Genomic DNA, 22723 nt, shown 5'->3' on the forward strand with positions numbered 1-22723 from the left:
CCTGAAGCGTCCGCACGCTATTCTGCCGCTTGGCGAGTGCCATTCGCTCCGCTATGACCCGGCCATGCTGACGAAAACCATAACGCGCATTGGCGCTGCTACCGCCCCGGTTCTGCTTGCCGCCTTGCTCGCCGGCTGCGCCACGTCGAAGAACAAGGCCGACACCCAATATGTCGCCCGTGACGTGTCCACGCTTTACAATGCGGGCAAATACCGGCTCGATCGCGGGCAATATAAGATGGCCGCCGCCCTGTTTGACGAGGTGGAACGCCAGCATCCCTATTCCCCATGGGCGCGCCGGGCGCAGCTCATGTCCGCGTTCAGCTATTATATGAACAAGGACTATAGTGAATCGATCGCGGCGTCGCAGCGCTTTCTGGCGATTCATACGGGCAACAAGGACGCGCCCTACGCCTATTATCTGATCGCGCTCTGCTATTATGAGCAGATTGCCGACGTTACGCGCGACCAGAAGATCACGCAGCAGTCGCTGGATTCGCTGGGCGAATTGATCCGCCGTTATCCCGATACCCGTTATGCCGCCGATGCGCGGTTGAAGCTGGACCTAGTCAACGATCACCTTGCGGGCAAGGAGATGGAAGTCGGCCGTTTTTACCAGCGTCGCGGGCAGTGGTTGGCGGCGACGCTGCGTTTCCGCGTGGTCATCGACAAATATCAGACGACCACTCACACGCCTGAAGCGCTGGAGCGTCTGGTCGAAAGCTATCTCTCGCTCGGCATTCCGGAGGAAGCGCAGAAGGCTGCAGCTGTTCTGGGCAAGAACTATCCCGGTTCCAAATGGTATGAGCGTAGCTACAAGCTCATGCGGGAACATGGCGCGAAGGCGTAATTGCCGATTTACCGTCACCCCAGCGGAAGCTGGGGTCTCAGGCCATTGGGCACGACCCGGCGGCACGAGATCCCAGCTTCCGCTGGGATGACGTCTGGAGATCGGCCGCATTGCTGACCCATCTTTCCATCCGCAACGTCGTCCTGATCGAGGCGCTGGACCTGGAGTTCGGTACGGGCCTTGGCGTGCTGACAGGGGAGACCGGCGCGGGCAAGTCTATCCTCCTCGATTCGCTTGGGCTGGCGCTGGGGGCGAGGGCTGACAGCGGCCTCGTCCGCAGCGGAGAGGCGCAGGCCAGCGTCACCGCGACCTTCGACATTCCCCGCGCTGATCACAGGGCTGCCGAACTGCTCGGCAGCAACGGCATCGAACTTGATGCGGGCGAACCGCTCATCATTCGCCGCACGCTGAAGGCTGACGGGGGAAGCCGGGCATTCGTCAATGATCAGGCCTGTTCCGCCGCCTTGCTACGTGACCTGGGCGGTACGCTGGTTGAGATACATGGGCAGCATGACGATCGCGGGTTGCTCAACCCGCGTGGGCATCGTCAGTTGCTGGACGTCTATGGCCGTTGCGACAGCGCCTCGGTGGCATTTGCCCACTCTGCCTGGCGCGCGGCGGCCGACCGGCTTGCGGAAAGTCGCGCGGCGGTCGAGGTGGCGGCGCGGGATCGCGACTATCTGACCCATGCTATTGAAGAATTGTCGCGTTTTGGCCCCGAACCCGGCGAGGAAGCGGCGCTGGCCGAAGAGCGCGCGACCATGCAAAAGGGCGCGCGGTTGTCCGATGACCTGTCGACGGTGACGGATTGCCTCACCGGCTCGGATGGTGGGTTGGCGCAGTTGCGGCAGGCGGCGCGGCGGCTCGACCGCATGGTGGGTGAATATGAGCCACTTGCCGAAGTGCTCGCCGCCCTCGACCGGGCGGTGATTGAGGCGGGCGAGGCGGAGGACAGGCTGGCCAAGGCAGCGGATGCGCTCAGCTTTGATCCGGCGCGGTTGGACGCGATAGAAACGCGGCTGTTCGACCTGCGCGGATTGGCGCGTAAGCATCAGGTTGCCGCAGATGACCTTGCTGCGCTGCGCGATGAGATGTCGGCAAAACTGGCCGCCATCGAGGGCGGAGAGGAGCATATCGCCGTGCTGGAAGCCGACGTTGCGGCCAGCGCCGCCGCCTATCGCGACGCGGCGCAGGCGCTGTCCGCTCAGCGCAAGGATGCTGCCGCGCGGCTCGATGCGGCCGTGGCGGCGGAACTCGCGCCGCTGAAGCTCGACGCTGCCCGCTTCCGCACCACCGTCGCCGCGCTCGATGAAGGGCAGTGGAGCGCGCAGGGCATGGACCGGGTGGAGTTCGAGATTTCCACCAATCCCGGCGCTCCCTTTGCGCCTTTGGTGAAGATCGCATCGGGCGGCGAATTGTCACGCTTCATTCTGGCGCTCAAGGTCGCGCTGGCGGAGCGGGGCGGGGCGGATACGCTGATTTTTGACGAGATCGACCGGGGCGTCGGCGGCGCGGTGGCCTCTGCGATAGGCGACCGTCTGGCGCGGCTGGCGCAGAGCAACCAGATACTTGTCGTCACGCACAGCCCTCAGGTGGCCGCGCGCGGCGCTGGCCATATGCTGATCGCTAAGGCCAGTGACGGCACCGTGACCCGCACCGGCGTCCATGCGCTGAGCGATGGTGAGCGGCGCGAGGAGATTGCCCGCATGCTCTCTGGCGCGGAGATCACTGCCGAGGCTAGGGCGCAGGCGGATCGGCTGCTCGAAGTCTGAACTGCTACGAGCAAATGATCGCTTCTCGACAAGCCCGCCCTGAACGGGGATGGAGCAGATATGAATGACTCGATCGACCCGACCCTAATGACTGAAGCCGACGCCGCCAATCGCCTGATGCGGCTCGCCAGGGAAATTGCGCGGCACAATCGGCTCTACCATGATCAGGATCAGCCAGAGATCACGGACGCCGCCTATGACGCGCTGATCCGCGAGAATGGAGTGCTGGAGGCGGCTTTTCCGCAGCTCGTCCGGGCGGATTCTCCCAATGCGCAGGTCGGCGCTGCGCCCACTTCGGGATTGAAGAAGGTCCCGCATGCGGTTCGCATGATGAGCCTCGACAACGGCTTTTCGGACGAGGACATCGCCGAATTTCTCGCGCGTGTCCGGCGTTTTCTGGCGCTGCCGGACGGTGAGCCTATCGCGCTGACGGCTGAACCGAAGATCGACGGTCTGTCCTGCTCGCTCCGCTATGAGAAGGGAGAGCTACGGCTCGCCGCGACGCGTGGTGACGGCACGACCGGCGAGGACGTCACCGCCAATGTGCGCACCATCGGCGACATTCCCGACCGGCTGACCGGCGAGGACATACCCGACCTATTCGAGGTCCGGGGTGAGGTTTATATGGCGAAGGCCGACTTCGTGGCGCTCAATCAGCGCCTGCTGGCGGAGGCCGATGACCCGGAAAAGGCGCGGCAATTCGCCAACCCCCGCAACGCTGCGGCCGGATCGCTGCGGCAGAAGGACGCCGCCGTCACCGCCAGCCGCCCGCTGCGCTTCCTCGCTCATGGCTGGGGCGAGGCGAGCAGCCTTCCGGCAGAGACGCAGCTCGGCGTCATGCAGGCAATCGCCCGCTGGGGCCTGCCGGTGTCGGACATGCTGACCTGCGTGGACTCGCTTGACGGATTGATCGCGCATTATCGCGGGATAGAGGCCGCGCGCGCCGACCTTCCGTTCGACATTGACGGCGTAGTCTACAAGGTGGACCGGCTCGATTGGCAGCAACGGCTGGGCTTTGTTGCCAAGGCGCCGCGCTGGGCGATCGCGCATAAATTCCCAGCGGAGCGGGCGCAAACTACGCTTGAAGCGATCGATATTCAGGTCGGCCGCACGGGCAAGCTGACGCCGGTCGGGCGGCTGACCCCCGTAACGGTGGGCGGCGTGGTCGTGTCCAACGTGACGCTGCATAATGCCGACGAGATCGAGCGTCTGGGCGTGCGGCCGGGCGACCGGATCGTGGTGCAGCGTGCTGGCGACGTCATCCCGCAGGTGGTGGATAATCTGACACGCGACGAAGCGCGCCCCGCTTTCCTCTTCCCCGATCATTGCCCTGTATGCGGATCGGAAGCCGTGCGCGAAGAGGGCGAGGTCGATATCCGCTGCACCGGCGGCCTGATCTGCGGCGCGCAACGGTTCGAGCGGCTCCGCCATTTCGTCAGCCGTGGTGCGCTCGACATTGAAGGGCTGGGCGAGAAAACCATTCAGGAATTTCTCGATCTTGGCTGGATCACCGAACCGGCGGACATCTTCCGCCTCAAACAACATCGCGTCGCGCTGCTCGGGCGCGAGGGATGGAAGGAGAAGTCCGTCGATAACCTGTTCGCCGCGATCGAGGCGAAGCGCGTTCCAGACGCTGCGCGCCTGCTCTTCGGCCTTGGCATCCGGCACATCGGTGCGGTCACCGCTCGCGATCTGCTGAAGCGCTACACGAGCCTGCCCGGCGTTAAGGCGCTGGCGGAAGAGATCATCGCCCTGCGCGACAGCACGACACCCTCTGAAGGCGAGGAAGACGTACGCTTCCGCAATCGGCTGGACAAGGCGATAGCGGAAATGATCGGCGTTGAAAATGTGGGTTCGGCGGTTGGCCATGCGCTCGCCGACTTCTTCCACGAACCGCATAATCGGGAAGCGTGGGACGACCTGCTGTCCGAAGTCTCGCCGCCCGACTATGTGGTTGAAACCACCGCCAGCGCGGTGACGGGCAAGATCGTGGTCTTCACCGGCAAGCTCGAAACCATGAGCCGGGATGAGGCCAAAGCGCAGGCCGAGCGCCTCGGCGCCAAGGCCGCAGGGTCGGTTAGCGCAAAGACGGACCTGGTAGTCGCTGGCCCCGGCGCGGGATCGAAGCTGAAACAGGCAGCCTCGCTTGGGATCGAGGTAATCGATGAAGCGGCTTGGGCGGAGATCGTGAAGGCAGCGGGGTAGGGGCAGCACTAGCCACCCCCGTCATCCCAGCGGACGCTGGGATCTCAGGAGGAGGCCGGGGAGCACAGGGTCGACGAGACCCCAGCCTTCGCTGGGGTGACGCGCTAAATGCTGCCGGGGCTTTAGCTACCCACCCCTTCCACCTTATCCTGCGTCTTCGTATCAAAATCGCTCGCATCGTGCCGCTCAAGCAACTGTTCCTCCAGCGGACCACTAGCACGGTTCACGATCCTGCCGCGCTTCACGGCAGGGCGCGCATCGATCTGCTTCGCCCAACGCTGCACATTGGCGTAGCTCTGTACGTTCAGAAATTCGCCCGCCCCCACATAGGTCCGGTCAAGTGCCACCCCGCCATACCAGGGCCAGATCGCGATATCCGCGATCGTAAACTCATCGCCAGCGACATATTCATTCTCGCTAAGCTGGCGGTCCAGCACGTCAAACTGCCGCTTGACCTCCATCGCATAGCGGTTGATGGCATATTCGATCTTTTCAGGTGCATAGGCGAAGAAATGGCCAAAGCCGCCGCCCAACAGGGGTGCGCTGCCCATCTGCCAGAACAGCCATGACAGGGTCGCGATACGCTTCGCCGGGTCCGAGGGCAGGAACGCCCCGAACTTCTCGGCTAGATAGACCAGAATGGCGCCGGATTCGAACACCCGCTGGGGTGGGGACACGCTGTGGTCCATCAGGGCAGGGATTTTGCTGTTCGGATTGACCGAGACAAAGCCGCTGCCGAACTGGTCGCCCTCGCTGATGTTGATGAGCCAGGCGTCATATTCGGCGCCCGGATGGCCCGCCGCCAGCAGCTCCTCCAGCATGATCGTGACCTTTTGCCCATTGGGCGTGCCCAGCGAGTAGAGTTGCAGCGGGTGCTTTCCGACCGGCAATTCCTTGTCATGGGTCGCGCCCGCGATCGGTCGATTGATGTTGGCGAAGGCACCGCCATTGTCCTTGTCCCATGTCCAGACGCGGGGCGGAGTATAGCTTTCAATCATTTGGCAAAGTGCTCCCTTGGCGATGTCGCTCCGCAGGTAGGAAGCATCATCCTGTGCCGCAACTGTTACGCGGGAGCTCAAGGGAAACGGTTTTGCCGCGCGCATTCGACCCGCCAATGGTCGCAACAATCCCGCGCATTGGCGCTGCATGGGTGACAAATGGCCTCCCAACGCGCACAAAGCGCACGCTTTCCGCCTGTGACGGAATGCATAAAAAATCTGCATCCATCTCTTGACCGGCAATTTCATCGCTCCATATTCCGCGGCGCTGGCACTCTTCAAAAGAGAGTGCTAACAGCATCTGGTTCATACGGGAGAAGGAACGGCGTTCAGCAGATTCGCGGATAGGGAAATCCCCGCGATTGGACGTCCGACCCAACCCAATAGAGGGAAAGGCAACTCAACATGGCATTTCGTCCGTTGCATGACCGCGTTCTCGTTCGCCGCGTAGAAGCGGAAGAGAAGACTGCCGGTGGCATCATCATCCCCGACACCGCCAAGGAAAAGCCGCAGGAAGGCGAAGTCGTTTCCGTCGGCACCGGCTCCAAGGCCGAAGATGGCAAGGTGACCCCGCTGGACGTCAAGGCTGGCGACCGCATCCTGTTCGGCAAGTGGTCGGGCACCGAAGTCAAGGTCGACGGTGAAGACCTGCTGATCATGAAGGAATCGGACATTCTGGGCGTCGTCGCCTAACCGATCATTGATGTCATCCCGGCGAAAGCCGGGATCTCAGGCCTTTAAACGCGGCGCTATGCCGCACCAGATCCCAGCTTTCGCTGGGATGACGGACAGAGGAACAAAATCATGGCTGCAAAAGACGTAAAGTTTTCGCGTGACGCTCGTGAGCGCATCCTGCGCGGCGTCGACATCCTGGCCGACGCGGTCAAGGTGACCCTGGGTCCCAAGGGCCGCAACGTCGTCATCGACAAGAGCTTCGGCGCCCCCCGCATCACCAAGGACGGCGTCAGCGTCGCCAAGGAAATCGAACTGAAGGACAAGTTCGAAAATATGGGCGCGCAGATGGTCCGCGAAGTCGCTTCGAAGACCAACGACATCGCCGGTGACGGCACCACCACCGCGACCGTTCTGGCCCAGGCCATCGTTCGCGAAGGCATGAAGTCGGTTGCCGCTGGCATGAACCCGATGGACCTGAAGCGCGGCATCGACCTCGCTGTCACCAAGGTCGTCGAGGACCTCAAGGGCCGTTCCAAGCCGGTTGCCGGCACGAAGGAAATCGCCCAGGTCGGCATCATTTCGGCTAATGGCGACACCGTCGTTGGCGAAAAGATCGCCGAAGCGATGGAGCGCGTCGGCAAGGAAGGCGTGATCACCGTCGAGGAAGCCAAGGGCCTCGAATTCGAGCTGGACGTCGTCGAAGGCATGCAGTTCGACCGCGGCTACCTGTCGCCTTACTTCGTCACGAATCCGGAAAAGATGGCAGTCGAACTGGCTGACCCGTACATCCTGATCCACGAAAAGAAGCTGTCGAACCTTCAGTCGATCCTGCCGATCCTCGAAGCGGTTGTTCAGTCGGGCCGCCCCCTGCTGATCATCGCTGAAGACATTGAAGGCGAAGCGCTGGCGACCCTGGTCGTCAACAAGCTGCGCGGTGGCCTGAAGGTCGCTGCGGTCAAGGCGCCTGGCTTCGGCGACCGCCGCAAGGCCATGCTGGAAGACATCGCCGTCCTGACCAAGGGTGAAGTGATTTCCGAAGACCTCGGCATCAAGCTCGAGAACGTCACGCTCGGCATGCTCGGCACCGCCAAGCGCGTCACCATCGACAAGGACAACACGACCATCGTCGATGGCGCCGGTGATGGCGAAGCGATCAAGGGCCGTACCGAGCAGATCCGTGCGCAGATCGAGACGACGACGTCCGACTATGACCGTGAAAAGCTGCAGGAACGTCTGGCCAAGCTGGCTGGCGGCGTTGCAGTTATCAAGGTTGGCGGTGCTTCGGAAGTCGAAGTCAAGGAGCGCAAGGACCGCGTCGACGACGCGCTGCACGCAACCCGCGCAGCCGTTGAAGAAGGCATCGTCCCCGGTGGCGGCACGGCTCTGCTGTACGCGACCAAGGCTCTTGAAGGCCTGAAGGGCGTCAACGACGACCAGACCCGTGGTATCGACATCATCCGTAAGGCTATCGAAGCGCCGCTGCGCCAGATCGCCCAGAATGCGGGCGTCGATGGTGCGGTTGTCGCTGGCAACCTGCTGCGCGAAAATGACGAGACCCAGGGCTTCAACGCCGCGACCGACACCTATGAGAACCTTGTCGCCGCTGGCGTCATCGATCCCACCAAGGTTGTTCGCGCTGCCCTGCAGGACGCGGCTTCGGTCGCCGGTCTGCTGATCACCACCGAAGCGTGCATCGCCGAAACGCCCGCCGACGACAAGGCGCCGATGGGCATGCCCGGCGGCGGCATGGGTGGCATGGGCGGCATGGACTTCTAAGTCCTTCGCTCACGCGAAAACGAGAAGGGCCGGTGGAGCGATCCACCGGCCTTTTTCTTTGGGGCTGCCGGAGCGAGGAAATTTCAGGCGTCGGGCCGTGGCTGATGCCATCGAGAATTGGCATTTCCCGCAAGAGGCATGGCGCAATTTCGCGACATGTTAGGGCATCATGCTTCAAATCGGCATAGCCTCCTATTGCCGTTCGCCCTGAGCCTATCAAAGGGTTCTATTTTTTTTCAGGAAGAAGAGGGCTTCGACAAGCTCAGCCCGAACGGGGCAGGGTATTCGGATAAAAGCTATGCTGCTCCAGCTTGCGCAGGAGGGCTGGCGGGATTGCCCTTCCGAGCATTCTGTAGGGAAGTCTGAAGGTTAAGCGACCCGACAAAAGGGCGGAAAATGAAGGGAGCAGCCCCACATCCGACAGCCGCTCGAAACCTCCATTTCGGGCATCTTACCGGGTCTGAATTTACCAAATAGAAATCATGTTTGGCCAAAGATGACGGAGACGTGTCACGCCTCTTCCATCATTGGAGCGCAAAATTGCGCGCGCATCTCGCGCCCGATACTCAGCAGAGCGCTGAGGTGCAGGACAGCCTTGTCCAATCGCTCTACGCCTCGCCCAAATCATTGATGATCGGCGCACTGGCTGGCGGAGCGCTCAGTTTCGTCGTCGCCTACCATGCTGGCCGTGCCGAAATCACCACGATCGCAGCGTTGATTTTCCTGGTTGCGGTGAGCCGGTCGATCTCGGCAGTCTATTTTCTGCGGCAGTTGGCGGATCATCAAGGACCCACGCAGCAAATCTGGGGCCTTGCCTATGAACTGGGTGCGTGGGGCTATGCGGCGCTGCTTGGTCTGCTCGCCTTTGCCACGCTGGTCCTCACCGGCGACGCATCGTTGCATATATTGAGCGTGACGCTGGTCGCGGCCTATTCAGGCGGCATCGCGGGGCGCAATGCGGGCCGTATTCATATTGCTATTGGCCAGACATGTTTCGCGCTGCTGCCAACCTCCCTTGGTCTCTGCATCGCGGGGGGGCTTGGCTATTGGGTTCTGGCGACCATGCTGTTCCTGATGATCTTCGCTATGGCTGAGATCACGCGCACCACCCACAGAATCGTCGTGGAGGCATTGCAGGGCAATTATGAAAAGTCGCAGCTGGCGACGAAGTTCGAGCGGCTGGCGCGGTTCGACAGCCTGACCGGGGTCGAAAACCGCATGGCGATGCAGATGCGTTTGCGGGAACTGTTCGACAAGCGTCAGTCCGATCAGGACCCGATGGCTGTGTTCTGGATGGATCTGGACCGGTTCAAGGAGATCAACGATTCGCTCGGCCATATCATTGGCGATCAGCTGCTTTGCACGGTGGCTGCGCGGCTTTCCCATGCGCTTGATAGCCGTGGGCATGTCGCGCGCTTTGGCGGAGACGAATTTATCGTGATTTGCCCCGGCGCGGATCGCTCCATTGCTGAGCAGATCGCGCATGATGTGATGACAGAGTTCAGCCACGACTTCGACGTCAGCGGCTATCATCTGACGGTCACCGCATCGATGGGCATTGCGGTTGCGCCTGAAGACGGGCGCGATAGCGAAGAACTGCTCCAGCACGCCGACATGGCTCTGTATGAGGCGAAGCGCACAGGGCGGAACCGCCATGCGCAGTTCGACTGGTCGATGAAGGAGCGCCAGAACCGGACCTATGAGCTGGAAATGGCGCTGCGCAGCGCCATGGCGAACGGCGAGCTGCTACTGCATTATCAGCCGATCTTTGACACCGTCACCGGCAAGATCGCCATTTGCGAAGCGTTGATGCGGTGGGATCACCCGACCATGGGCCGGATTTCGCCGGCCGAATTCATACCCGTCGCCGAAAGCAGTTCCCTGATCGAACCGATCACCGCATGGGCGCTGGAGCAGGCGTGTCGTGACGCCATGCTGTGGGACGATCATGTCCGCGTCGCCGTCAACATCTCGCCCGCGCTGATCAAGAGCGACGGGCTTCCGCGCGCTGTCATATCGGCGCTGATGGGATCGGGCCTGAAGGCCAAGCGGCTGGAACTGGAAGTGACGGAGTCCATCTTCCTGGAAGATAGTGGCCGGACCAGCCTCATCCTGTCGGAGCTTCAGCGTATCGGGTTGCGGCTGGCCCTTGATGACTTTGGAACGGGCTATTCTTCGCTCGGCTATCTGCGCGACTATTCCTTCGACACGCTGAAGGTCGATCAGAGCTTCATGCGCAGCGTGGGTGAAAAGGGACGGGATCGCGCGATCGCCCAGTCGGTTGCCTATCTGGCCCATTCGCTGGACGTCGAAACGGTGGCGGAAGGTATCGAGACCGAAGAGCAGCTGCGTTATGCGCGTGAGATGGGCTTCACCAATGTGCAGGGTTTCGTGCTCAGCCGCCCCATGCCAGCTGAGGACCTGCTCAAGATGATGAGTGACATGCGGCGTGAGAAGAGCAACGTCGTCACGCTCATGCAGAGTCGTCGCCGCGCCTGACGGCTATTTGGTCAGGCGCGTCTGGGCCGAAGCGAGCCGACGCATCATGCGCAGGTCCTTGGGATCGAGCTTGAGCGCCGTTGCCGCCCAATTTTCCACAATGTCCTTAAGCTCGGCATAATCGAGCGGATCGACGCGGCGGCCCGCTTCGAACACGCCGACATGGCCCGCATGATGCGGACGGTTGCCGGTGATATAGTCACGCACGGCCTGTTCGCCCTCTCCATCCTCGGCAAGGATGGTGACCACGCCCATGTCGTACATTTCTTCAGCGGTATAGACCTTGCCCGACAGGATCATGCGTTCCGCCATGCGACGGCCGAGCTTGCGCGCCAGAATGGAATAAGCGCCCATGCCGGGGAAGAGGCCGAAGAGCATTTCGGGCAGGCCGAAGCGAGCGCTCCGCTCCGCCACGACGACGTCGAAGCAGAGAAGCGCCTCGAAGCCGCCGCCAAGAGCATCGCCCTGCGCCAATGCGATGGAGATTAGCGGCATGTCCGCATTGCGCCACGCGCGATGGACCACGTCGATGCAGGCATGACCATATTTGACGAGGCCGGGCAGGTCGCCCCGCTCGATGCAGCCAGCAAACAACTCAAGGTCGCCGCCAAGGTTGAAAACGCCCGGAAAACGGGAGCCCAGCACCATATATTTGAGCGGCAGAGCGCCTTCATCAAACAGCCGCTTGGCCTCTGTCTGCCAAAGCCGAATGTCGCGAAGCATCGGCAAATTATAATTTGGCCGATTCGCGGGGGTCATGAACGCCCATAATGTGTCGGTCGATTCTTCAAAGCTGACGTCGACCTGACCCAGGTCGAACAGCATCGAATGGCCGTTTTCGCGCGCCTGAGGCGCAGCTTCCGTAGCGGCAAATGGCTGAATGCTTTCGACATGCAGATGCACGGGCGAAGCGTCCTCCACCTCATCACGTGCCGGATTAAAGCGTCCGGAATCAATCATCTGTGCCCCCGCATTTAGATACACGCCGAGGAAAACAATATTGTCAGACCTATGCAACCACCGCGAACCCGAAGAGTGCTTCATTAACCCTTTTTATCGCCGACTGTTGCCTCTAAGTAGCAGAAATGACGCGATCATTATGGTTAACGTTGTATTAATGCAACAAATGCCGTTAACCAATTTGCAGATGAAGATCGTCTCAGGGCTTTGTTAACCTTTATTAATTATGAAATGGTGCATGGACAGACATCGCACCGATCCACAGATTGTGACGCTCCTGCTTCATGATGAAGAGGGGACGAGCTGGACTCTTAACCTGGCGGCTGATTGCCTGTGCTTCATCGGCAATTACCGCCGTGTGGAGGGTTTCGACATCGATGCGATCGTGGCGTTCGACGGCCTGCGCAAGGCTGGTTGATCCCGCATAATTTTCAAAAAGCGGTTCCCACTTCTTCGCGCGATGTTCTAGAGCGCGCAGCGTGACTCAATCCCGCTTTTCCTTCGCTATCGCCGCAACGGACGGCAAGGCCCGTACGGGCACGATCCAGATGCGCCGTGGGGAGATCAGAACCCCCGCCTTCATGCCGGTGGGCACCGCCGCGACCGTAAAGGCCATGCGACCCGCCGAGGTCCGCGCGACTGGCGCCGACATCATCCTGGGCAATACCTATCATCTGATGCTGCGTCCCGGCGCCGAGCGTGTGGCAAGGCTGGGCGGGCTGCATGGCTTCATGGGATGGGACCGGCCGATCCTGACGGACAGCGGTGGTTATCAGGTGATGAGCCTGTCCGCGCTCACGAAGATGAGTGAGGAGGGGGTGGCCTTCGCCAGCCATATCGACGGGTCCCGTCATATGCTGACGCCCGAACGCTCGATGGAGATTCAGCGCCTGCTCGACAGCGACATCGTCATGGCGTTCGACGAATGCACGAAAAATGGCTGCACTCACGACGAAGCCGCGAACAGCATGGAGCGGTCGATGCGGTGGGCGAGGCGATCGCGCGAGGGCTTTGACGCGGGCGGCGAACATGCGGCGCGCGCCGCGCTGTTCGGCATCCAGCAGGGGTCGCTTGACGAAAATCTCCGGCGTATTTCGGCGCAGAAGCTGATCGAGATCGGCTTTGACGGCTATGCTGTCGGCGGCCTGGCGGTCGGGGAGGGGCAGGAGGCGATGTTCGGCTGCCTCGACTATGCGCCCGATATGCTGCCGCAGGACAAGCCCCGCTACCTGATGGGGGTGGGGAAACCCGACGACATTGTTGGTGCCGTCGAACGCGGCATCGACATGTTCGATTGCGTCCTGCCGACGCGCAGTGGGCGCAACGGACAGGCTTTTACCTGGGCAGGCCCGCTCAATATTCGCAACGCCCGCTTTGCCGAGGATCTTTCGCCGCTCGATCCACGCTGCACCTGCCCGGTTTGCGCAACATGGAGCCGCGCCTATCTGCATCATCTGGTAAAGGCCGGAGAAATGCTGGGCGCGATGCTGATGACCCAGCATAACATCCACTTCTACCAGTCATTGATGCAGGCGATCCGCGACAATATCGCACAAGGCCGGTTCGCTGCTTTCGCGGCGGATTTCCGGCGCGACTATCAGCGGGTCTGATGATCAGGGAATGACGGTGATGGCGATGGCATAGTCGCCAGCGACCGGATCATGATCCAGCGGAGCGCGCAACTGGCGGGAAAGGCCCGTCAGTACCCGGCCATAACGTTCCTCGATCCTTTCGCCCATCGTATCGGAAGCGCGCAATGCCGGGGAACTGACGTGAAGGATCGCGCGGTCTTCCCGTCCAGGTTCGAGCTGCACCGTTATGCGCATGCCTGTCTTGGGATCGGACAGCATCGCCAGTTCCACCAGTTCTGTCAGCAGGAAGGCGATGGGAACGGCAACGTCCTGACTGATGTGCAGATTGTCGCTGTCAATCTGGATGCCGAACCGACGCGCTTCTGCGGGAGCAGTGCCGCGCAGGCTGGCGGACAATTCGCTGACCAGTGACCGCACGCCAACGCCGCGATGCTCCTCCAATTCCGCGTAATGATTGCGATGCACGACCGATAATGCATCGACGCGGCGCTGAATGGAGGCATAGGCCTCCACGGCTTCAGGCTCGTGCGCGGCGCGGGCATGCAGGCTAATCAGGCTGGCGATGATCTGGAGGTTGTTCTTGACGCGATGATGCACCTCTCGCGTCAATTTGCGCTGGGTCTCCAGCCCTTCGGCCATCTCGGCCTCATGCGTTGCTACATCCTCGCTGATTTCGCGGAAGGTTTCGCCCAGCGCCACTATTTCCTGCGCGGGAGTGCGTATGCGGCGCATCGGCTCCAGCACTTCGCCGGGATGATAGGCGGCTACGGCGCGGCGCAGCGCGACTAGCGGCTGGATCAGCAATCGGTTGACCACGAACCAGCCGATCGCCGCCGCCGCGAACCACATCACCAGCGGCAGGAACAGCGAAAGCATGCGTGCAAGCGTGACCGGCGGATCGCGCAAGGTCATGGTGAGCAGGATGTCCGGCGGATCAAGCCGCGCGGACAGGCTGGTGCTTTTGCCCCGCAGATTGCCTGTTGGACGACTGACCACCAGAAGCTGATCGCCCTGCTGCAAGCTTAACTGACGGTTCTGGAGCGCGGTGGTCGGGCTGGCGATCGTTTCAAGGTAGGAGCGCGAATAATAGGCGATTGCCGCCACCTGCCTGTTGTCGCTGACCACGCGGCTGACGAGATAGCCCGATGCTGGGAGCAGGAGCGCCGGAGCCGTGTGAAAACGTGCCGCCGTGGTCAGGCCGCGCGGTTCTGGCTGGGACGATCCGCAGATGCGGCGACCCTTTCGATCGTAGATATAATATCGGCCGCCTTCCCGGTCGTGTGACGTCAGGAAGACCGACAGCCGCTGGCACATTTCCGGCCCCTCGCTGCCGGTGGACAGCGCGTTGGCGGTAAGCATCAACGCCGTTCGATCCGAAGCAAGGTCTTCGGTCAACTTGCGAGCACTCTGAGTCACGGACACTCGAAGCAGCGCTTCCTTTTCCAGGTCTGACGTCCGGATGGCCTGCAAGGACGCCACAAGGGCGATAAGGCCCAGCGGCAGCAGGGCGAGCGTCAGGATGAGGAACATCTTGACGCCGGTGGACTGGATCAGGCTGTTCAGGTTACGCATGAGCAATCAACTGGCTGGGACTGGCCGTCCCGTTCATGCGATAATCAGGAGTGTGTCGACAGGAAAGGTCTGCCGCACGCAAGCGCGCACCGCCCAAGCAACGGGCCGGCCCGCGCATATTCCATTTTCGAAAAGCACCAGCCTGCCCTCCGTCCGGGACGCCTCAATGACGTCGATCCTTGAACCGACGCTTAGTCCAGCTTCCTCAGTAGGTCGAGCATTTCGGAGGGAATGTCTTCATCCACCGCACGCTGATAAACGGAGCGCAGCGCGTTGGCGACTTGTCCGTCACCCTTGGCCGGGGAGGACCGCCGTTTTCGGGGGGCGCTGCCAGTCACGCCCGAATCCGGGGTGTTGGCGCCGACATCTTTCTTGTCCCCTCCCTTCACATCCCGTTCCGTCGTTGAAGCAACCAAAATACGCCCCTCTGCAACGCTAACATGTCAATCGACATTTCTTTTGCGGCTTTCCCGCACGACGTCAATTGACCGCCAGCGGACCTTTACATCAAAATCCAGATTTCAGTTAAAAAACCGAACGGCAGTGAAACAAATCTTTTCGTCGTTGGTTCCGCACTTCGAAGCATTTTTTGTGGCCTTGTGAAAGGCGACCGAGAGGGGCGGGGGCTTGCCACATCGGCATCAGCAATCCATCCTTTCGCGCAGCGAGTGTTTAGTAGCAATGCGCCCTATGGGCTGGGAGAAGATTTACAGATGTCGCTTGGACAGCAACTGCACCCCCATCTTCCTTTCTTGCGCCGCTATGCCCGCGCCCTGACGGGCAGCCAGGGTCATGGTGACGCTTATGTGCGTGTGACGCTGGAAGCGATCGTCGCGGCGCCCGAAGAGTTTCCGGCCGATGTCGATCCGCGGCTTGGGCTTTACCGGACTTTCCACGCGATCTGGTCGTCATCCCATCTGGAAGATGGTCCGGTCCTGACAGGCAATGACGGGCAGGAAGCGGTCGCCCAGGCACGCCTCGCGCGGTTGACGCCGCTCCCCCGGCAGGCGTTGCTGCTGACGGCGCTGGAAGGTTTCACGGTCGATGACGTCGGCTATCTGATCGGTCTGGACCCGGCCGATGTCGAAGCCCTGGTGGAAGAAGCGCTTGGCGAGATCGAGGCGCAGACTCGCGCCAAAGTCCTGATCATCGAGGACGAGCCGATCATCGCCATGGACATCGAAACGATCGTCCGCGACCTTGGTCATGAAGTGACCGCAATCGCCGTGACCCGTGAAGACGCTGTGCGTGAAGCGCTGGCCGAGCGGCCGGGCCTCGTGCTGGCCGACATTCAGTTGGCCGACGATTCCAGCGGCATCGATGCGGTGAAGGATATTCTGGCGGAGTTCTCCGTGCCGGTCATCTTCATCACCGCTTTCCCGGAGCGCCTGCTGACTGGCGAACGTCCAGAACCGACATTCCTGATTACCAAGCCGTTCCAGCGTTCGACCGTCAAAGCGGCCATTTCGCAGGCCCTTTTCTTTGACGAGGCCACTGCCCCGGCATGATTGGCCAAGCCGACATGCCATAAAAGACTGAATGAGTGGCGGAACCCGGCTCATTCCCCCGCGTTATTCATGCGTAACGATCGGGAGGTGAATTATGGCGGAAGAGGAAAAGCACGTTGCTGCCGAAGACGCCAGGTCAGGATCGACGCCACACATAGTCCGTTACATTCTCGGCATTTCGCTGCCTTTGGTAATTATTGGCATGCTGATCGTGCTGTGGAGCTATTACGGGTAAACAACATTGGTTCCGTGGAACAATGGGTATAGGATGCGGACGCACATATGGCTTTGACGGCTTCGGTTCATGAGGCGAGGGCGACAGCCAGTAAGAGGGTTGTTCCCATGAGCGAAGGGCTTGGCCAGGAGGCGGAGCACCAGGAAGAAGAGCGGCAGTCGCTCTCGGATTCGGATTTCAAACGTGAACTGGCTGCGGTGATCCCGCACCTGCGCGCGTTTGGCCGGTCCCTTTCGGGTAATCGCGATGTCGCCGATGACCTCGTTCAGGAAACGCTTTTGAAGGCATGGGCGGCACGTGTCCGTTTCCAGGCGGGCACCAACATGCGTGCCTGGACGTTCATCATTTTGCGCAACCATTATCTTTCGCAGATGCGGCGCTCGCGCTTTCGTGGCGATTGGGATGACCTGACGGCTGATCGCATCTTGGCGGCGCCTGCTGGTCAGGACAAGCATGTCGAGCTTTCCGACATGCAGCGCGCCTTGTTGCAATTGCCCCAGCCGCAGCGCGAGGCTCTTATCCTCGTCGGCGCGGGCGGTTTTGCCTATGAAGAGGCCGCCGAAATCTGCGGTGTCGCGGTTGGAACGATCAAAAGCCGGGTGGCGCGTGGACGCGCCGCGCTGGAACAGATTCTCGAAAGCGGTGATCTGCCGTCGCGGCGGACGCAGGAGACCAGAGACACAGCCGTGCTGGACGAGATCATGGACGACGTCGATCGCCTCAGTCGGGGGCGTGAGATGAGGCAGAGTCCCGACCTGGATGCCGATGACGTATAAGGCCGGTTCCTGCCGACCTTCCCGGATGGGAAGGGGCATGGGAGAAGGACTATGGTTGAGGGTGGAAGGAGAGGCGACCCTCCTCTGGACCGGGAGAATTCGGACCAGATGATCGAGGCGAAGCGGTCTCGCGGTAGCACCGTGATTTTCGCGATCGTTGCGATTGCCCTGATCCTGGCTATCGGCTTCTTCTACCTGACAAAGGAACGCGAAAGCCGAGTGGGCGACACGCTGATCGAAGCGGCCGATTCGCCCGACAGCGCAGCCCATGTCGTCGGGGATGCTGCTCAAAATGAGGCGGAGCGGCTGAACAGCCGGAACTGACCTGCGGGCCATACGCGCTGGTAACGGAACAGGCGGCGGCGCAGGCCATCTTCAGAAAATCTTTGGGAATTTCCTCCACAGTCAGCGCATTGTCGGATTTCCTTACAGTCATTGTAAGCGATTCCGATGCCAACAAGGCTGCCTTTGCCAACGGCAGCGCCGGGAATGCGCGCGACTGATGATCAGGCTTTTCAAACATTATGTGCCGCATGCCGTGCTGTTGCTGGGACTGCTTGATCTTGTCCTGCTGCTGAGCGCGGCCGAGGCCGGATGGATATTGAGGGCTCGGCAGATCGGCATGGATGTCGATCAGATCACGACGCGCGCCGCGCCGTTGATCAGCTTTGCGCTGTCGATCCAGACTGCCATGATCGCGGTGGGCGTCTATGGCACGGAAGCGCTCCAATCGATCCGTTTTGCCTTTGCGCGCCTGCTGGTGGCGATTTCGCTGGGCGTCATATTCCTGTCGGTCATGCATTTCGTGCTGCCAGACCTGACGCTTTGGCGGTCCAATTCTCTTTATGCCATGGCGCTTGCTATCGCTCTCTTGCTAGCGGTGCGTCTGCTGCTGGGGTCGATGCTCGGTGGTGAGGCGTTCAAGCGTCGGCTTGTGGTGCTGGGCGCGGGCAATCGCGCCAACCGCATCCGCGAACTGGAACAGCGTAAGGGGGCGGGATTCCTGATCGTCGGCTATATCGCGATGAATGACGGGACGCAGGTGATCCCCGAAGCGATCAACCGCAGCGCCATCTATAATCTGGCGGATTTCGTGGTGCGGCTGGCCGCCAGCGAGGTGGTGCTGGCGCTGGAGGAGCGACGCAATGCGCTTCCTTTGTCCGATCTCCTGCGTATCAAGACGACGGGCGTCCATGTGAACGAGATATCGACCTTCCTCGAACGGGAGACGGGCCGGGTCGATCTCGACAGCGTGAATCCTAGCTGGCTGATTTTTTCGGATGGTTTCTCCGCAGGCCGCCGCCTGTCCAGCATCGCCAAGCGGCTTTTCGACGTCATCGCCAGTTCCATCCTTCTGCTGCTGACTGGCCCTATCATCCTGATCGCGGCGATCCTGGTGAAGCTCGATAGTAAAGGCCCTGCTTTCTACCGGCAGCAGCGCGTCGGCCTGTTCGGCGAGGAATTCTGGATCGTGAAGCTGCGCACCATGCGGCAGGATGCGGAAGTCAGCGGGCAGGCGGTTTGGGCGGAAAAGGACGATCCCCGGATCACCCGGCTCGGCTACTGGCTCCGTAAGCTGCGCATTGATGAACTGCCGCAGACATGGACGGTGCTGAAGGGCGAGATGAGCTTCGTTGGCCCTCGCCCGGAGCGGCGCCAGTTCGTCGAGGATCTGGAGCAGCATCTGCGTTATTATGCTGAGCGCCACATGGTGAAGCCGGGCATCACCGGCTGGGCGCAGATCAACTATCCCTATGGCGCGTCGATCGAGGACAGCCGGAACAAGCTGGAATATGATCTCTACTACGCCAAAAATTATACGCCCTTCCTCGACCTGCTGATCCTGATCCAGACCCTGCGCGTCATCCTGTGGCCGGAAGGGGCGCGCTGAGGCGCGGCGATGGGAGGGCTGCTGCAATTTGTCGGAGATTGGGGCCACGCGCTCGCTGCCGTGCTGTTCGCGGCGGTCGGGATATTCGGCCTGCGTCGCCGGGAGCAGGCGGCGGATCAGCGGATGCTGGCGGTCGCGCTGCTGCTGACATCCTGCTGGTCGCTCTATGTATCCTTCGGCGGGGTCGACAAACCGCTGACGGGAATTGGTGAGAATATCCGTAACGCCGCATGGCTGCTGTTGCTGTTCATGATGCTGCGCCGGGATGCGGCGGCGCGGGCGGGATCGATGGTGGCGATCGGATCGGTCTATGCGGCTGTGGCGGGGCTGATCCTGTTCCAGACCTTCACCGACCTCATCTGGCGGCAATTGCCCAGCGCCAGCGACCTGCATCACACATTGGTACAGGTGTCACTCAGCCTGCACATGATGACGGCGGTCGGCGGGCTGATGCTGGTCCACCATCTCTATATCAGTTGGCCTCCGCAGCAGCGGGGCCGGGTGGCGTTGCTGCTCGGCGCGCTGGCGGCGATGTGGACCTATGACTTCAATCTTTATGTGATCGGCTATTTCGCGATCGAGCGGGCGCATGCGCTGTACGCGCTTCGCGGCCCGCTGATGGCGCTGCTCGCTCCCGTGATTGCGGTGGGCATGCGGCGGGACATGGCGGCGCAGGTTCAACTGTCACGATTGCTGACCTTCCGTGCGCTGTCGCTTGTTTCGATGACGCTCTACATGATCCTCATCGCGGCGGCTGCGCTGGCGATCGAGTTGCTTGCTGGCCCCTATGCCCGGATCATCCAGATTGGCTGCGTCTTCTTCATGGCCGTCAGCGCGCTGGTGCTGCTCCCTTCGCCCCGGATACGGGCGCTTTGGAAGGTGCAGGTCGCCAAGCATTTCTTCCAGCATCGCTATGACTATCGCACCGAATGGATGCGTTTTGGCGAAACGATCGGCAGGCCAGGCAGCGATGCACCGCCGCTGGGCGAACGGGTGGCGAAGGCGGTGGCCGACATCACCGATTCCCCCGCCGCCATATTGATGCTGCGCGCCGAGGACGGTTCCCTCGCGCTGGAAACCCATTGGAACTGGGATGGTGAGCTCGCTCATGATGCGACCGTGCCTGCGCCTTTCGCGCTCCTGGTTGAGCGGAGTGGCTGGATCATCGATATCGACCAGGATCTTGCGCGCCGTGAGGGCCGTGAAGCGCCCGGATGGATGCGGGCGGACGCGCGCGCTTGGGCGTTGGTTCCGCTGATTCATTTCGGCAAGCTGATCGGTGCCATCCTGCTGGCGCGGCCTGCGATGGACCGGCGGCTGGACTGGGAAGATCTCGACATGCTGCGCACGGCGGGCCGTCAGGCGGCGAGCTATCTGAGCGAAGCGCAGGGGCAGCAGGCGTTGGACGATGCCCAGCGCTTCGACGAGTTCAACCGCCGCTTCGCCTTCATCATTCATGACGTCAAGAATCTGGTCAGCCAGCTGTCGTTGCTCGCCCGAAATGCGGAGCGGCATGCCGAAAATCCCGAATTTCGTGCGGACATGGTGCTGACGCTCAAGGAATCGGTGGGCAAGATGAACGACCTGCTGGCGCGCCTGTCCCAGCATAACAAGGCGCGCAGTGCCGAGCGCCAGCCGGTTTCCCTGCAAGAAATCGCGGAGAAGGTCGCCCGGAGCCGATCGCGCCAGCATGAGGTTCGCCTGACAGGCGGCGCTCCGCTGGCCTTGGCTGATCCGGCGAGGGTTGAGCAGATCATCGTTCATCTGTTGCAGAATGCGATCGACGCGAGCGCGGCGGGCGAGCCGGTCGAAATCCGGCTGGGAGGGGATGGCCGCTGCTCGACGATTGAAGTGATCGACCAGGGCTGCGGCATGACCGCCGAATATATGCGCCGTGATCTGTTCAAACCCTTTTCTTCCAGCAAAGCCGGTGGCTTTGGCATCGGCGCTTTCGAAGCCCGGGCGTTGGCGCTGGGAATGGACGGAAGCATCGAGGTGGAAAGCAAGCCGGGGCAGGGAAGTCGCTTTACGCTGCGGCTGCCGGTCGCACCGCTACAAGGTACGGAGGGGATGGCCGCCTGATGAGCGACATGCGACCCAAATTGTTGATCGTGGAGGATGACCCCGGCCTGCAACGGCAATTGCGTTGGGCCTATGAGGATTATCAGCTGTTCATCGCGGGCGACCGGGAGGAAGCGATCGAGATGTTGCGGGCAGAGGCTCCCGACGTTGTTACGCTGGACCTTGGCCTGCCGCCTGATCCGGACGGCACCAGTGAGGGTTTCGCGACGCTTGGCGAAATGCTCCAGATCAAGCCGGATACGAAGATCATCGTCGCCTCCGGCCATGGCGCGCGCGAAAGCGCCCTTACCGCCATTTCCGGCGGGGCCTATGATTTTTACCAGAAGCCGGTGGATATCGACGAGCTAGGGCTGATCGTTCGCCGCGCCTTCCACGTTCACGCGCTCGAGAAGGAAAATGCCCGGCTTGCCGAGGTCGCGCCAGAGGAAGGGCGCGTGCTGGGCCGGTTAATCACAGCGGCGCCGGAAATGCTGAAGGTCGCCCGCACCATCGAACGGGTGGCCGCGGCACAGGTTTCGGTGTTGCTGACCGGAGCAAGCGGAACGGGGAAGGAATTGCTGGCGCAGGGGTTGCATGATGCAAGCCCACGACGGAACAATGACTTTGTCGCCGTGAACTGCGCCGCGATCCCGGAGGTGTTGCTGGAAGCCGAACTGTTCGGGCAGGACGGTGCGCCGGGCAAGATCGAACGCGCGCAGGGCGGCACATTGTTTCTGGACGAAGTCGGCGAATTGCCGCTGGCTTTGCAGATGAAGCTGCTGCGCTTCCTGCAGGATCGAGCGGTCGCCAGCGGGCAGGAAGCGGTCGTGGTGGACACGCGAATCCTGTGCGCAACGCATCAGGATCTGGAGGAGATGATCCGCGCGGGCGATTTCCGCGAGGACCTATATTATCGCCTTGCCGAGATTGTCGTGCGGATACCACCTTTGAAGGATCGGCCTGGAGACCCCGCCTTGCTGGCGCGTCATTTCCTCAATCGCTTCGCCAAGGAAATGAATCCGCAGGTCAAGGGGCTGGCCCCCGACGCTCTTGCCGCGCTCGATGCCTGGACGTGGCCGGGCAATGTGCGCGAGCTGGAAAATCGTATGAAGCGCGCGGTGATCATGGCCGATGGCAAGCATGTCACGGCCGCCGATCTGGATCTGGATGGCGACCGGACGGAGGGCGGTGACTTTGTGAATCTGAAGGCCGCGCGGGAGATGGCGGACAGGCGCGTCATCAGGCGGGCGATTGCGCGGACGGACGGCAATATCTCAGGCGCGGCGAAGATGTTGGGGATCAGTCGTCCGACGCTGTACGACTTGCTCAAACAATATCAGATACAGGGTTGAG

At 61.5% G+C, this 22723-nt stretch carries 20 protein-coding genes; 15 read left to right on the plus strand and 5 right to left on the minus strand.

Annotation, left to right across the window (positions count from 1 at the left end):
• The first annotated feature begins 64 nt into the window (after nucleotides 1-64).
• From ACZ5TH_RS03340 to ligA, 3 genes are all read left to right on the plus strand, one after another.
• A complete protein-coding gene (locus ACZ5TH_RS03340) occupies nucleotides 65-850 on the plus strand; it encodes an outer membrane protein assembly factor BamD (RefSeq protein WP_464794609.1) in 786 nt (261 codons plus the stop codon).
• Between the two features lie 110 nt (nucleotides 851-960).
• A complete protein-coding gene (gene recN, locus ACZ5TH_RS03345; RefSeq protein ID WP_464794610.1) occupies nucleotides 961-2622 on the plus strand; it encodes a DNA repair protein RecN in 1662 nt (553 codons plus the stop codon).
• Between the two features lie 87 nt (nucleotides 2623-2709).
• On the plus strand, nucleotides 2710-4827 hold the full coding sequence (ligA, locus tag ACZ5TH_RS03350; protein WP_464794611.1) for an NAD-dependent DNA ligase LigA: 2118 nt from the start codon (nucleotides 2710-2712) through the stop codon (nucleotides 4825-4827).
• Nucleotides 4828-4949: 122 nt separating this feature from the next.
• Here ligA and yghU read toward each other — a convergent pair whose 3' ends face one another.
• Nucleotides 4950-5825 (minus strand): glutathione-dependent disulfide-bond oxidoreductase, encoded by an 876-nt coding sequence (gene yghU, locus ACZ5TH_RS03355; RefSeq protein WP_464794612.1) that lies wholly within the window; start codon nucleotides 5823-5825, stop codon nucleotides 4950-4952.
• Nucleotides 5826-5871: 46 nt separating this feature from the next.
• Nucleotides 5872-6135: a hypothetical protein gene (locus ACZ5TH_RS03360; protein ID WP_464794613.1), complete on the minus strand. Its 264-nt coding sequence runs from the start codon at nucleotides 6133-6135 to the stop codon at nucleotides 5872-5874.
• Nucleotides 6136-6230: 95 nt separating this feature from the next.
• Between ACZ5TH_RS03360 and groES the strand changes: the two genes are divergently transcribed.
• From groES to ACZ5TH_RS03375, 3 genes are all read left to right on the plus strand, one after another.
• Complete coding sequence (groES, locus tag ACZ5TH_RS03365; RefSeq protein WP_167302842.1) at nucleotides 6231-6518, plus strand: co-chaperone GroES; 288 nt, start codon at nucleotides 6231-6233, stop codon at nucleotides 6516-6518.
• A gap of 111 nt (nucleotides 6519-6629) precedes the next feature.
• The gene (gene groL / locus ACZ5TH_RS03370) at nucleotides 6630-8276 is read left to right on the plus strand and encodes a chaperonin GroEL (protein WP_460987821.1); all 1647 of its coding nucleotides are present in this window, start codon (nucleotides 6630-6632) and stop codon (nucleotides 8274-8276) included.
• A gap of 507 nt (nucleotides 8277-8783) precedes the next feature.
• A complete protein-coding gene (locus ACZ5TH_RS03375; protein WP_464794614.1) occupies nucleotides 8784-10775 on the plus strand; it encodes a putative bifunctional diguanylate cyclase/phosphodiesterase in 1992 nt (663 codons plus the stop codon).
• A 3-nt stretch (nucleotides 10776-10778) separates the two neighbouring features.
• Here the strand turns inward: ACZ5TH_RS03375 and ACZ5TH_RS03380 are convergent, their stop codons facing one another.
• The gene (locus ACZ5TH_RS03380) at nucleotides 10779-11735 is read right to left on the minus strand and encodes a crotonase/enoyl-CoA hydratase family protein (protein ID WP_460987823.1); all 957 of its coding nucleotides are present in this window, start codon (nucleotides 11733-11735) and stop codon (nucleotides 10779-10781) included.
• Between the two features lie 238 nt (nucleotides 11736-11973).
• Here ACZ5TH_RS03380 and ACZ5TH_RS03385 point away from each other — a divergent pair, with 238 nt between their 5' ends.
• Both ACZ5TH_RS03385 and tgt read left to right on the plus strand, forming a co-directional pair.
• Nucleotides 11974-12153 (plus strand): hypothetical protein, encoded by a 180-nt coding sequence (locus ACZ5TH_RS03385; protein WP_449471859.1) that lies wholly within the window; start codon nucleotides 11974-11976, stop codon nucleotides 12151-12153.
• A gap of 61 nt (nucleotides 12154-12214) precedes the next feature.
• Nucleotides 12215-13345: a tRNA guanosine(34) transglycosylase Tgt gene (gene tgt, locus ACZ5TH_RS03390; RefSeq protein WP_464794615.1), complete on the plus strand. Its 1131-nt coding sequence runs from the start codon at nucleotides 12215-12217 to the stop codon at nucleotides 13343-13345.
• Nucleotides 13346-13348: 3 nt separating this feature from the next.
• Here tgt and ACZ5TH_RS03395 read toward each other — a convergent pair whose 3' ends face one another.
• Nucleotides 13349-14899, minus strand: coding sequence for a sensor histidine kinase (locus ACZ5TH_RS03395; protein ID WP_464772151.1), 1551 nt, complete (start codon nucleotides 14897-14899; stop codon nucleotides 13349-13351).
• A 191-nt stretch (nucleotides 14900-15090) separates the two neighbouring features.
• A complete protein-coding gene (locus tag ACZ5TH_RS03400) occupies nucleotides 15091-15288 on the minus strand; it encodes a NepR family anti-sigma factor (RefSeq protein WP_464794616.1) in 198 nt (65 codons plus the stop codon).
• Between the two features lie 324 nt (nucleotides 15289-15612).
• Between ACZ5TH_RS03400 and ACZ5TH_RS03405 the strand changes: the two genes are divergently transcribed.
• From ACZ5TH_RS03405 to prsR, 7 genes are all read left to right on the plus strand, one after another.
• Nucleotides 15613-16407: a response regulator gene (locus tag ACZ5TH_RS03405; protein ID WP_464794617.1), complete on the plus strand. Its 795-nt coding sequence runs from the start codon at nucleotides 15613-15615 to the stop codon at nucleotides 16405-16407.
• A 94-nt stretch (nucleotides 16408-16501) separates the two neighbouring features.
• Nucleotides 16502-16642 carry a hypothetical protein gene (locus ACZ5TH_RS03410; protein WP_196226406.1) on the plus strand — a complete coding sequence of 47 codons (141 nt, stop codon included), beginning with the start codon at nucleotides 16502-16504 and terminating at the stop codon, nucleotides 16640-16642.
• Nucleotides 16643-16749: 107 nt separating this feature from the next.
• Complete coding sequence (locus tag ACZ5TH_RS03415) at nucleotides 16750-17418, plus strand: sigma-70 family RNA polymerase sigma factor (protein ID WP_449471865.1); 669 nt, start codon at nucleotides 16750-16752, stop codon at nucleotides 17416-17418.
• A gap of 51 nt (nucleotides 17419-17469) precedes the next feature.
• A complete protein-coding gene (locus ACZ5TH_RS03420; protein WP_464794618.1) occupies nucleotides 17470-17742 on the plus strand; it encodes a hypothetical protein in 273 nt (90 codons plus the stop codon).
• Between the two features lie 178 nt (nucleotides 17743-17920).
• On the plus strand, nucleotides 17921-19309 hold the full coding sequence (locus ACZ5TH_RS03425; RefSeq protein ID WP_464794619.1) for a TIGR03013 family XrtA/PEP-CTERM system glycosyltransferase: 1389 nt from the start codon (nucleotides 17921-17923) through the stop codon (nucleotides 19307-19309).
• A 9-nt stretch (nucleotides 19310-19318) separates the two neighbouring features.
• The gene (prsK, locus tag ACZ5TH_RS03430) at nucleotides 19319-21391 is read left to right on the plus strand and encodes an XrtA/PEP-CTERM system histidine kinase PrsK (RefSeq protein ID WP_464794620.1); all 2073 of its coding nucleotides are present in this window, start codon (nucleotides 19319-19321) and stop codon (nucleotides 21389-21391) included.
• On the plus strand, nucleotides 21391-22722 hold the full coding sequence (gene prsR / locus ACZ5TH_RS03435) for a PEP-CTERM-box response regulator transcription factor (protein WP_464794621.1): 1332 nt from the start codon (nucleotides 21391-21393) through the stop codon (nucleotides 22720-22722). Before prsK ends, prsR begins: the two co-directional genes overlap by 1 nt.
• Nucleotide 22723: the final 1 nt, after the last annotated feature.

The organism is Sphingobium sp. TomTYG73 (assembly GCF_055394245.1).

Excerpts from the sequence above, each read along its gene's own strand:
- ACZ5TH_RS03425 (WP_464794619.1), top strand. The coding sequence starts at position 17,921 with ATGATCAGGCTTTTCAAACATTATGTGCCGCATGCCGTGCTGTTGCTG.
- yghU (WP_464794612.1), bottom strand. The coding sequence starts at position 5,825 with ATGATTGAAAGCTATACTCCGCCCCGCGTCTGGACATGGGACAAGGAC.
- prsK (WP_464794620.1), top strand. The coding sequence starts at position 19,319 with ATGGGAGGGCTGCTGCAATTTGTCGGAGATTGGGGCCACGCGCTCGCT.
- ligA (WP_464794611.1), top strand. The coding sequence starts at position 2,710 with ATGACTGAAGCCGACGCCGCCAATCGCCTGATGCGGCTCGCCAGGGAA.
- prsR (WP_464794621.1), top strand. The coding sequence starts at position 21,391 with ATGAGCGACATGCGACCCAAATTGTTGATCGTGGAGGATGACCCCGGC.
- ACZ5TH_RS03385 (WP_449471859.1), top strand. The coding sequence starts at position 11,974 with ATGGACAGACATCGCACCGATCCACAGATTGTGACGCTCCTGCTTCAT.
- ACZ5TH_RS03420 (WP_464794618.1), top strand. The coding sequence starts at position 17,470 with ATGGTTGAGGGTGGAAGGAGAGGCGACCCTCCTCTGGACCGGGAGAAT.
- groES (WP_167302842.1), top strand. The coding sequence starts at position 6,231 with ATGGCATTTCGTCCGTTGCATGACCGCGTTCTCGTTCGCCGCGTAGAA.
- ACZ5TH_RS03380 (WP_460987823.1), bottom strand. The coding sequence starts at position 11,735 with ATGATTGATTCCGGACGCTTTAATCCGGCACGTGATGAGGTGGAGGAC.
- ACZ5TH_RS03340 (WP_464794609.1), top strand. The coding sequence starts at position 65 with ATGCTGACGAAAACCATAACGCGCATTGGCGCTGCTACCGCCCCGGTT.
- ACZ5TH_RS03405 (WP_464794617.1), top strand. The coding sequence starts at position 15,613 with ATGTCGCTTGGACAGCAACTGCACCCCCATCTTCCTTTCTTGCGCCGC.
- ACZ5TH_RS03360 (WP_464794613.1), bottom strand. The coding sequence starts at position 6,135 with ATGAACCAGATGCTGTTAGCACTCTCTTTTGAAGAGTGCCAGCGCCGC.
- groL (WP_460987821.1), top strand. The coding sequence starts at position 6,630 with ATGGCTGCAAAAGACGTAAAGTTTTCGCGTGACGCTCGTGAGCGCATC.
- ACZ5TH_RS03415 (WP_449471865.1), top strand. The coding sequence starts at position 16,750 with ATGAGCGAAGGGCTTGGCCAGGAGGCGGAGCACCAGGAAGAAGAGCGG.
- ACZ5TH_RS03410 (WP_196226406.1), top strand. The coding sequence starts at position 16,502 with ATGGCGGAAGAGGAAAAGCACGTTGCTGCCGAAGACGCCAGGTCAGGA.
- ACZ5TH_RS03395 (WP_464772151.1), bottom strand. The coding sequence starts at position 14,899 with ATGCGTAACCTGAACAGCCTGATCCAGTCCACCGGCGTCAAGATGTTC.